Raw genomic sequence first — 8,358 nt, 5'->3', positions numbered from 1 at the left:
CGTCTTGTCCCCGTGGGTCGTTCGGGGCTTTGCCCCTCCGACCCACGGCTATGATTCGTCGGACCTCTTGCGAGGTCCTATCCATCGGAGTGGCATTAGAGATTAGAGAGCGGAGTGTAATTAGAGATTAGAGATTAGAGAGCGGAATCCCGATGGCTCCGATAGCTCTGATAGCTCCGATCACTCCAGCTAACAGCCAAGAGCTAACAGCCAACAGCCAAAGGCCAACAGCTAACAGCCAACTAAGCCGTTACCGTGCCGACGGCCAAAACGCCGACAGAGACCTGCGCTAGGGGCGTGTTCGCTAGGGCATTGAGCGCAGCTGTGAGGGTCGCTCCAGTCGTGAGTACATCGTCTAGAAGTAGGATGTGGCTATCTGGGGGGATCGCTTCGCTGCCTAGTGTGAAGCTCCCGAGCATAGCCTCCAGACGATGCGTGCGGTCACGGTGCGTCTGACTACCCTGAAAGCGTGTACGTAGCAAAGCGTGAGGTAGATAGGGGATGCCCGTGACCGAAGAGATCCCCTCGGCCAGCAGTACCGCCTGATTGTAGCCTCGCTCCAGTGTACGGGCCGGCGTCAGCGGCACAGGGATGATGTAGTCTATCTGCTCCCGCTCTAGCGGTAGGAGCGTGCCCATGAGGCGACCCATATACCTTGCGAGTGGCTTATTGCCGTGATACTTGATGTCGTGGACGATCAGTGCCATCGCGTCATCACGAGCATAGAGGTAGGGCGCCAGCACCCTGCGAGGCATCGGGTGGGCACCACGCAGACGGTCCAGCGCACCGACCGTACGCTCGTGATAGCGTCCCAGCGCGCCTTGACAGGTAAGGCAGAGGGGTGGAGCATTCGGCGGGAGTAGCGTGTGACAGACAGGGCACCAGCGCGGGTAGAGGAGCTGTAGGAGCGACTCACGAGCCGTTGCCCGCCATCCTTGTGGCGGTGGCGGGGCGATGCGTCCTGCGGAGGGGCTTTTCGTCGGTTTGTAGCTCATAAGAGTATGGATGCTTTTGCGCTTTACTCCTCTTCTGACTCTTCCTCCTCCCGCATTTTCTGGAGCACCTCTTGCAGTGCTTCGTACACTTCGCTCTGGTGGTAACCACGCCCCACGCCGTAGCGCATCATCTTGTCAAAGAGCGCACGAGGCGTCCGTGCTGAGGTGCGACGTAGCTTGCTCTCGAGTAGCTCTGCGAGGGAGTAGTTCGGCTGCTCCGCCTCGATGACCTCCGGTAGTACCGCCTCGATGATCTCCGTCGGCACCTCCTGCATACGCAGTGCCTGACGTATCTTGTGGGGTCCCTGGCTCATGTCTCGATAGCGTGTGCGGGCGTAGCTCTCGGCGTAGCGCTGCGGGTCGTAGTAGCGACCCTCCTGGAGCAGGGCGAGGTACTCGTCGATCTCGTCCGAGGGCACCTCCCGACGCATGAGGAAAAGGCGCAGATTGCGAGGTGACCGCTCGGCACGTGCGCAGTAGTACTTGGCTTTGTTGAGTATATCGGTGTCCATAGGGTTTCGTTTTTACTGAAAGGTGGCTTGTACAAATCGCTCTCGACCCGTCAAGTCTTTGAACACTTCTGACGAAGCTGCTCCCGCCTGCTCGCACAGTGCTGCCACTTCGTGCGCCAGCTGGTGATGTGTCTCGCAGTAGAGCGTACATGGTGCGTGAGGCGAGCGGATCTGTGGCACGAGCGCCACGAGTGCATGGTAGTAGCGGAGCGGATCAGCGTCTGGTACGAAGAGTGCCTCACGAGGCTCGCCCACGAGTACGTTGGGGCGCATCGTCGCTTGGTCGCATTCGGGGATGTAGGGCGGATTGCTCACCAAAAGGTCTATCGGAGGAAGCTTGGCGGGGATACCTTTCCCCTGACACCAAGCGAAGAGATCGCCACGGAAGAGCTGGACGGCGACACCCGTCTGACGAATGTTTTGCTCTGCATAGTGTAGTGCCTGCTCCGACTGATCCATCGCATAGAGCTGCCAACTGGGTCGGTGACTACCTATATATATAGGTATGCAGGCGGAGCCACACCCCACATCGAGGAGCCGCAGGGGCGCCGCCGTGGCGGGGTGACGAGCGAGGATCAGTTCGCACAGCTCGGCCGTCTCGGGGCGTGGTATGAGCACTCCCTTGCCGACAGCTAGGTCGAATGAGCCAAAGGATGCCACCCCTAAGATGTACTGTATCGGCTCATCGTGCGCCAGTCGTTCGAGGGCTTGGCAGAGCCAACTGGCTTCCGTGTCAGACAATTGTCTAACTTTGCGGTCAAGCAGATAGCTCGTCTGGCTGAGCCCGGTGATATGCTGTAGGAGCATCTCGCTCATAGCCCGACGCTCCCGCGCCTCGGCATAGTACCCAGGCAGCGCCTCCGCTATCGCAAGAGCCGCATCACGCAGCGTCATACCAGCAACTATCATAGCTTCACTCATTTTGTAGCGACCTTTACTTAGATGAAACATACAGCACCTACCACTCCAGACGAGATCTATATGCAGCGCTGCCTGCAACTCGCAGCCTTAGCGCAGGGGCGCACCAGTCCCAATCCGATGGTCGGCTCGGTAATTGTCTACAAAGATAAGATTATTGGCGAAGGTTACCACCATTACGCCGGTGCCCCCCATGCCGAAGTGATGGCGTGGCGTAGCGTTCCCGAGGAGCTGCGGGGCGTTATCGGCGAGGCGACCTGGTATGTGAGCCTAGAGCCTTGCGCTCACTACGGCAAGACACCGCCCTGTGCGGAGCTCATTGCGGGGCTCCGACCCGCCCGTGTGGTCATCGCAATGCTGGATCCTTTTGCTAAAGTGGACGGACGAGGCGTGGCACGCCTGCGCGAAGCGGGCATCGAGGTCTCGGTCGGATGCTTGGAGCAAGAGGCTATCGCGCTCAACCGCCACTTCCTCGTGGCGCAGACCTTAGGACGCCCCTACGTCACGCTCAAGTGGGCCGAGAGTGCCGACCACTACATCGACCGCCTGCGTCACGACGCGAGCGAGGCACCTTACATCTTCAGCTCGCCACTCCGCCAGCGCTCGGTGCATCGTCTGCGTGCGCTCCACGATGCGATCTTAGTGGGTCATCACACCGCCGAGCTGGACGACCCGCTCCTGACCAATCGATCGGGTAGTGGCGGTCAGCCGATCCGTCTCCTCTGGTGTCACAGTCGGCTACCTCGTCCCGAGCTGCGTATGCTACAAGACGCTACGGCTCCAACGATCATCCTCCTCCCGCCGGCTCTCCTAGAGCAAGTGCGTGACGGGCAATACCCGGCTCACGTCTCCTGCCTCGCCACGACGGGCGAGGTGCGCGACCTGCTCACGCTCCTGCATAGTCAGGGCATCGAGTCGCTCCTCGTCGAGGGCGGCGCACAGGTCCTGCAGCGCTTCCTCGACGCAGACCTCTACGACGAACTCAACGTCGAGCATGCCCCCGTCCAGCTCCACGACGGCGTCCCCGCCCCTCACGAGTAGCGGTTGCAGGGACGCACGGTCAAGCGTCCGTTGTAGTACAGCAAGACGAGTAACGGTTGTAGGAACACACGTCTCGCTCTAACCTCTAAATATACGAGAAGAGCTCCGCAGGACTAGTCCTACGGAGCTCTTCTATTATTGTAGTCTGACAAACTTATCGTCTGTCAGATCGTGCGCATTAGTGCTTGACGACGAGGCGCTGTGCAGTACCCTCGGTGACTACGAGATAGGTACCATCGCTCAGTGCGGTGAGGTCTATCTGTAGGCGACCCGAGCGGTCAGCAGCTAGGCGCGTGATCAGCTGTCCATCTAGCGTGTAGAGTGCTACGGCTGCCTCAGGTGCTAGACCTGTGATGGTAGCGGACTCGCTAGCAGGGTTAGGATAGATGACGAGCGCATCCGCAGCGACTGCATCAATGCCCGTGTGGTCGACAAACTCAGCAATGACCTCCGTGTCCTTTGTGACGGTGAAGGTCTTATCCTTGAGGATGTCCTCACCATTTGCCGTAAGCTTGGTGAGCTCGCACTGGTCGTTGGCACCCTGGGCTACGACCGTCAACTTCGTTCCTTCCGGCACAGCGTTGAGATCGACATCTTCCTTGATAGTGATCGTGCCGTGCTCGGTAGGCTTCAGTGTTACCTTGTAGGTCTTTGGCTTCTTAGTAAAGGTCGCCTTGATTATTGTGTGACCCGAGATGAAGACCTTCTTCGTGGCTAGAATATCCGTTCCGTTAGCTGTGAGAGCTGTAAGCTCGTACCCCTCTTTAGGATTGTCGACGATAAATAGGTCCGTACCGTAGGGTACCATCTTTAAGTCTTTCGCTCCTGCGGTCAAGATCGTTCCACCCTCTTCGTTTGCTGAGATCGTGACCTCGTACGTTGGCGTGGGCTTACCTCGATAGAATCCATTTCCTGTTCCCGTTTGCTCTATTACAGCCCAACCCTTGGCGTTGGCGATGTCCACATGATAGGTGTAGCAAACATTTTTCTCATCACTTGAACTAGAGTCAAATACATTAAACCAACCTTTCCAACTTGGCTTATCGTTACGGTCCGGCAAAGCTTTCACGAGGTTGGTCATCTCGTTTGCCAGAATCAAGTTGCCATAGCAATCTATACTGCTCAAATTTGGACAGCTGGGGAGCTCTAGCTTGGGCAGCAAGTTGTTTTCACAGTTTAGCTTAGTTAGATTGGAACAATTGGCGAGCTCTAGCTTGGTCAGCAAGTTGTTACTACAATTTAGGATAGTTAGATTGGGACAATTGGCGAGATCTAGCGTGGTCGGAAGGTTTTTATAACACCAGACCAATTCCAAAGCAGTCTGCTTTGAGAGTTCCAAGCTGGTTAGCTGATTATTAGAGCAATACAACTCTTTTAGGGCAGGATTATTCGATAGATCCAAGCTAGTCAGCTGGTTATCAGAGCAGTCCAAGAATGTAAGGGCAGGCAGATTTGATACGTTTAGACTGGTCAATTGATTTTCATTGCAATACAACGTTTCTAGGGCAGGATTATTCGATAGATCCAAGCTGGTCAGTTTGTTGGTAAAGCAGGCAAGGATCTTTAAGCGCCTATTGTTTGACACGTCCAGATGCGTTAAGTCATTGATTCCACACCAAAGCGCCTCTAAGGCTGGATAGTTAGAGAGATCTATATCCCCGACTTCAGTCTGTGTATAGTCAAGAACTCTCAGCGTCTTGCTCGTGGGGAGGGTCAAGCTCTTCAGTGGACCTTCATTAGCAACCAACACTTCCAGTGCTGTGTTGTGTGAAAAGTCTAGCTTGGTCATACTAACTTCCTCTGAGTAGAAGACTTTCAGTGCCTTATTATGCGATAAGTCTAGGCTGGACAGATGAGTGGCGGAACAGCGGAGTTCGGTCAATGCAGTGTTGTGCGACAAGTCTAAGGTGGTCGCAGCAAACCCAGAACAGTCAAGCTTGGTCAAAGCCGTGTTGTGCGACAAGTCTAAGGGCACAGTAAGATTAGAACACGTGAGCTCGGTCAATGCGGTGTTGTGCGACAAGTCTAGGCTGGTCAGCTTGTAACCGTTAAAGTTTAATACTTTCAATGCAGTGTTGTGCGACAAATCTAAGGTAGTCGCATAAAGTCCGTAACAGTCAAGCTTGGTCAATGCGGTGCAAGACGACAGGTCTAGGCTAGTTATCTTATCATTCCAACGGCAGATCAGCTCAGTCAGGGAGGAGCAACGCTCCAAAGTAAGGCTGGTCAGCATATTCGATGGGCATTTCAGACTTTGCACCTCGCCCTCGATTTTGATCGTCTGGCTCGTGATGGTGTAGGTGCTGTCGGTCTTCTTCTCGAGGCCTACAATGGAGATGTCTGAACCTTTGACAGTCAGATTGAATTCTTTCCCAACATTAAGAGAGGTGGTCATGGTGATCACGCCCTTTTGTCCAGAGCGCAGAGCCGGAGTAGTAGGCTCCTGTGCGACAGCGACACTCGCTAGGAGTGTGGCTAGTAGGATATAGATCCCAATGCGTAGTTGCTTTTTCATAGTCATATATTGCTTAAAGTGATAGTCGTATATATTGAGACTGTTGCAAAAGTCAACAGTCTCATGATCTTGCTTGCAAGATTGTCCTGACTTTGCAGAAAGGATGAAGCGCAAGGCGCTGAGGGTGAGGTCTGAAGGGAGCATACCTCCGTATGTGACCGAAGCCGAATCCCGAAAGCAACACAGCGATTCGCCTTTATGCAACAGTCTCATATTAGGGAGTGCTTTTCTCTTGCATTATGATGCTTTGAAGTGTATTGCGTCAGGTGTGTAGAGCTGTCTGTCGAAAACTGAGAGGAGGCGTAGCAGTGGAACTTGCGTGCCGACTGGCTACGCACTCCCCTCAGAACTTCAAACAGCTACTACGAATGCTCTTGGCTCTTGGCTGTTGGCGATTGGCTCTTGGCTGTTGGCTGTTGGCCGTTAGCTATCGGAGTGGATCGGAGCTATCAGAGCTATCGGAGTGGATCGGAGCTATCTGAGCTATCGGAGTGGATCGGAGTTATCAGAGTACTCGTGTTCCTAGCCAACGGCCAATAGCTAACGGCCAAGAGCCAACGGCTAACCGCTATCGCTGTACATGCATGACCTTCTGGCCACCGACGATGTAGACACCTGTGGGTAACTCATCGAGTGGCTCGGAGCGTAGTACGCCATTCATATCGTAGATAGCACCATCCGCGGGTTGCAGCTCTGGTGTGACGAAGTCGATCGCCGTGCCACCCTTCGGGCTGATGACCACTTCGTCCTTGATGACGTTGCCCAAGGCATCGCAGACGGCGTGCTTGCTGGCATTCCAGACAGCCCCTGCAGGTTTCGTGATCTCACACCCTTCGAGAGTGAAGTTTGTGAGATTGTAGATGGAGCCATAGGAGCCCTTTGCCGTGACGGTAGCGTTTCTGATTGTAAGAGACTCTCCAGACTCGCCATCCTTGCCTGCGATTCCACAATAGCCTTCGGCATAGACTGTACAACCCTCAATAAGTAGAGCAGCCTCAGTATGGATACCACTTCCTACTGGAGACTTTATAGTGAGCTGTCCATTCCCTTTTATAATGGCATTGTTATAGAACACCATTGCGTTCCGATCATTACCAGAAGTGATGGAGACCTCCCCCTTGACGACACAAGTCAGCTCATCGTATGAGCTTATACCGATATTTTGTCCTACATCGATGGAGGCATCCTCGAGGGTGAGCGTCTTGGTGGCGGGGTCGTAGGTCACCTTGCCCGTGACGCCATTGATGACCGAGAGGTCGGAGCAGTTCGCCGAGGTGACCTGCACGTCGGCTATTGCGAGTCCGTACTCCTCTACAGGTGTGATGACCACCTCGTCGGTGATGACGTTGCCCAAGGCATCGCAGACGGCGTACTTGTTGGCATCCCAGACAGCCCCTGCGGGTTTCGTGATCTCGCACCCCTCGAGGGTGAAGTTTGTGAAGTTGCGGATGGAGCCCTCGGTGCTACCCTTTGCCGTGACGGAAGCATTTCTGATTGTAAGAGACACTCCAGACTTGTCATACTCGCCTTCGATTCCCCATTTGCCTTCGGCATAGACTGTACAACCCTCAATAAGTAGAGCAGCCTTAGTATAGATACCACGTTGTTCTGAAGACTTTATAGTGAGCTGTCCATTTCCTTTTATAATGGCATTCTTTTCGAACAGCATTGCGTTCCATTTATTAGAAGTGATGGAGACCTCCCCCTTGACGACACAAGTCAGCTCATCTGTTGACCATATACCTAGACATTCTCTTCCTCCTCCATCGATGGAGGCATCCTCAAGGGTGAGCGTCTTGGTGGAGGGGTCGTAGCTGACTTTGCCCTTGACGCCAGGGATGGCGGTGAGGTCGGAGCAGTTTTCAGAGGTAACCTGCACGTCTGCTATCGCGAGTCCGTACTCCTCCTGTGCGGAGACTGAGGAGCCTGCGAGCAGTAAGAGCATCGTGACGAGTGTCGCGATGAGTGATTGATGTAGTTTTCGTTTCATTGCTGTAGTGTTTTTGAAGTGTTTTAGTTTTGGCTCTTGGCTTTTGGCTGTTAGCCTTTGGCTCTTGGCTGTTAGCTATCGGAGTGCTCGGAGTGCTCGGAGTAGATCGGAGCTATCAGAGCTATCAGAGCTGTCGGAGCTATCAGAGTACTAGTGACTCTAGCCAACAGCCAATAGCCAACAGCCAACAGCTATCGCTGTACGTGCATGACCTTCTGGCCACCGACGATGTAGACCCCTGTGGGTAGCTCCTCGAGTGGTTCGGAGCGTAGCACGCCGTTCATATCGTAGATAGCACCATCCGCGGGGAGCTGCTCAGGCGTGACGAAGTCGATCGCCGTGCCACCCTTCGGGCTGATGACCACTTCGTCCTTGATGACGTTGCCC

At 54.5% G+C, this 8,358-nt stretch carries 6 protein-coding genes and 1 pseudogene; 1 reads left to right on the top strand and 6 read right to left on the bottom strand.

All coding sequences use genetic code 11. The features are described from left to right. Window positions 1-242: 242 nt before the first annotated feature. Genes RDM37_RS08245 through RDM37_RS08235 form a run of 3 tightly spaced genes read right to left on the bottom strand, consistent with a single transcriptional unit; the run spans window position 243 to window position 2,458 of the window. Complete coding sequence (locus RDM37_RS08245; RefSeq protein WP_308556648.1) at window positions 243-995, bottom strand: phosphoribosyltransferase family protein; 753 nt, start codon at window positions 993-995, stop codon at window positions 243-245. Between the two features lie 23 nt (window positions 996-1,018). Next, entirely contained in the window at window positions 1,019-1,507 is a 489-nt protein-coding gene (locus RDM37_RS08240) for a regulatory protein RecX (protein WP_308556646.1), read from the bottom strand. A 12-nt stretch (window positions 1,508-1,519) separates the two neighbouring features. After that, complete coding sequence (locus RDM37_RS08235) at window positions 1,520-2,458, bottom strand: HemK/PrmC family methyltransferase (RefSeq protein ID WP_308556644.1); 939 nt, start codon at window positions 2,456-2,458, stop codon at window positions 1,520-1,522. On the opposite strand from RDM37_RS08235, the gene ribD reads away from it, so the two are divergent. After that, window positions 2,450-3,466 (top strand): bifunctional diaminohydroxyphosphoribosylaminopyrimidine deaminase/5-amino-6-(5-phosphoribosylamino)uracil reductase RibD, encoded by a 1,017-nt coding sequence (ribD, locus tag RDM37_RS08230; RefSeq protein WP_308556642.1) that lies wholly within the window; start codon window positions 2,450-2,452, stop codon window positions 3,464-3,466. The two genes, RDM37_RS08235 and ribD, sit on opposite strands and share 9 nt — an antisense overlap. 178 nt (window positions 3,467-3,644) lie before the next feature. Here ribD and RDM37_RS08225 read toward each other — a convergent pair whose 3' ends face one another. From RDM37_RS08225 to RDM37_RS08215, 3 genes and pseudogenes are all read right to left on the bottom strand, one after another. Beyond that, window positions 3,645-5,981: a leucine-rich repeat domain-containing protein gene (locus RDM37_RS08225; protein WP_308556640.1), complete on the bottom strand. Its 2,337-nt coding sequence runs from the start codon at window positions 5,979-5,981 to the stop codon at window positions 3,645-3,647. 568 nt (window positions 5,982-6,549) lie between these two features. Next, window positions 6,550-7,971 (bottom strand): peptidase, encoded by a 1,422-nt coding sequence (locus tag RDM37_RS08220; protein ID WP_308556638.1) that lies wholly within the window; start codon window positions 7,969-7,971, stop codon window positions 6,550-6,552. A gap of 191 nt (window positions 7,972-8,162) precedes the next feature. After that, a pseudogene (locus RDM37_RS08215) lies at window positions 8,163-8,358 on the bottom strand (peptidase); the annotation flags it as partial.

It is taken from the genome of uncultured Porphyromonas sp. (assembly GCF_902489635.1).
Lineage (GTDB): Bacteria > Bacteroidota > Bacteroidia > Bacteroidales > Porphyromonadaceae > Porphyromonas.
The sequence above is the reverse complement of the archived record's forward strand: the minus strand, read 5'-3'. Positions and strand labels throughout refer to the sequence as shown.

What these genes read in the sequence shown, in the direction of transcription:
- RDM37_RS08245 (WP_308556648.1), bottom strand. Translation starts at nt 995, where the DNA reads ATGAGCTACAAACCGACGAAAAGCCCCTCCGCAGGACGCATCGCCCCG.
- RDM37_RS08240 (WP_308556646.1), bottom strand. Translation starts at nt 1,507, where the DNA reads ATGGACACCGATATACTCAACAAAGCCAAGTACTACTGCGCACGTGCC.
- ribD (WP_308556642.1), top strand. Translation starts at nt 2,450, where the DNA reads ATGAAACATACAGCACCTACCACTCCAGACGAGATCTATATGCAGCGC.
- RDM37_RS08235 (WP_308556644.1), bottom strand. Translation starts at nt 2,458, where the DNA reads ATGTTTCATCTAAGTAAAGGTCGCTACAAAATGAGTGAAGCTATGATA.
- RDM37_RS08225 (WP_308556640.1), bottom strand. Translation starts at nt 5,981, where the DNA reads ATGAAAAAGCAACTACGCATTGGGATCTATATCCTACTAGCCACACTC.
- RDM37_RS08220 (WP_308556638.1), bottom strand. Translation starts at nt 7,971, where the DNA reads ATGAAACGAAAACTACATCAATCACTCATCGCGACACTCGTCACGATG.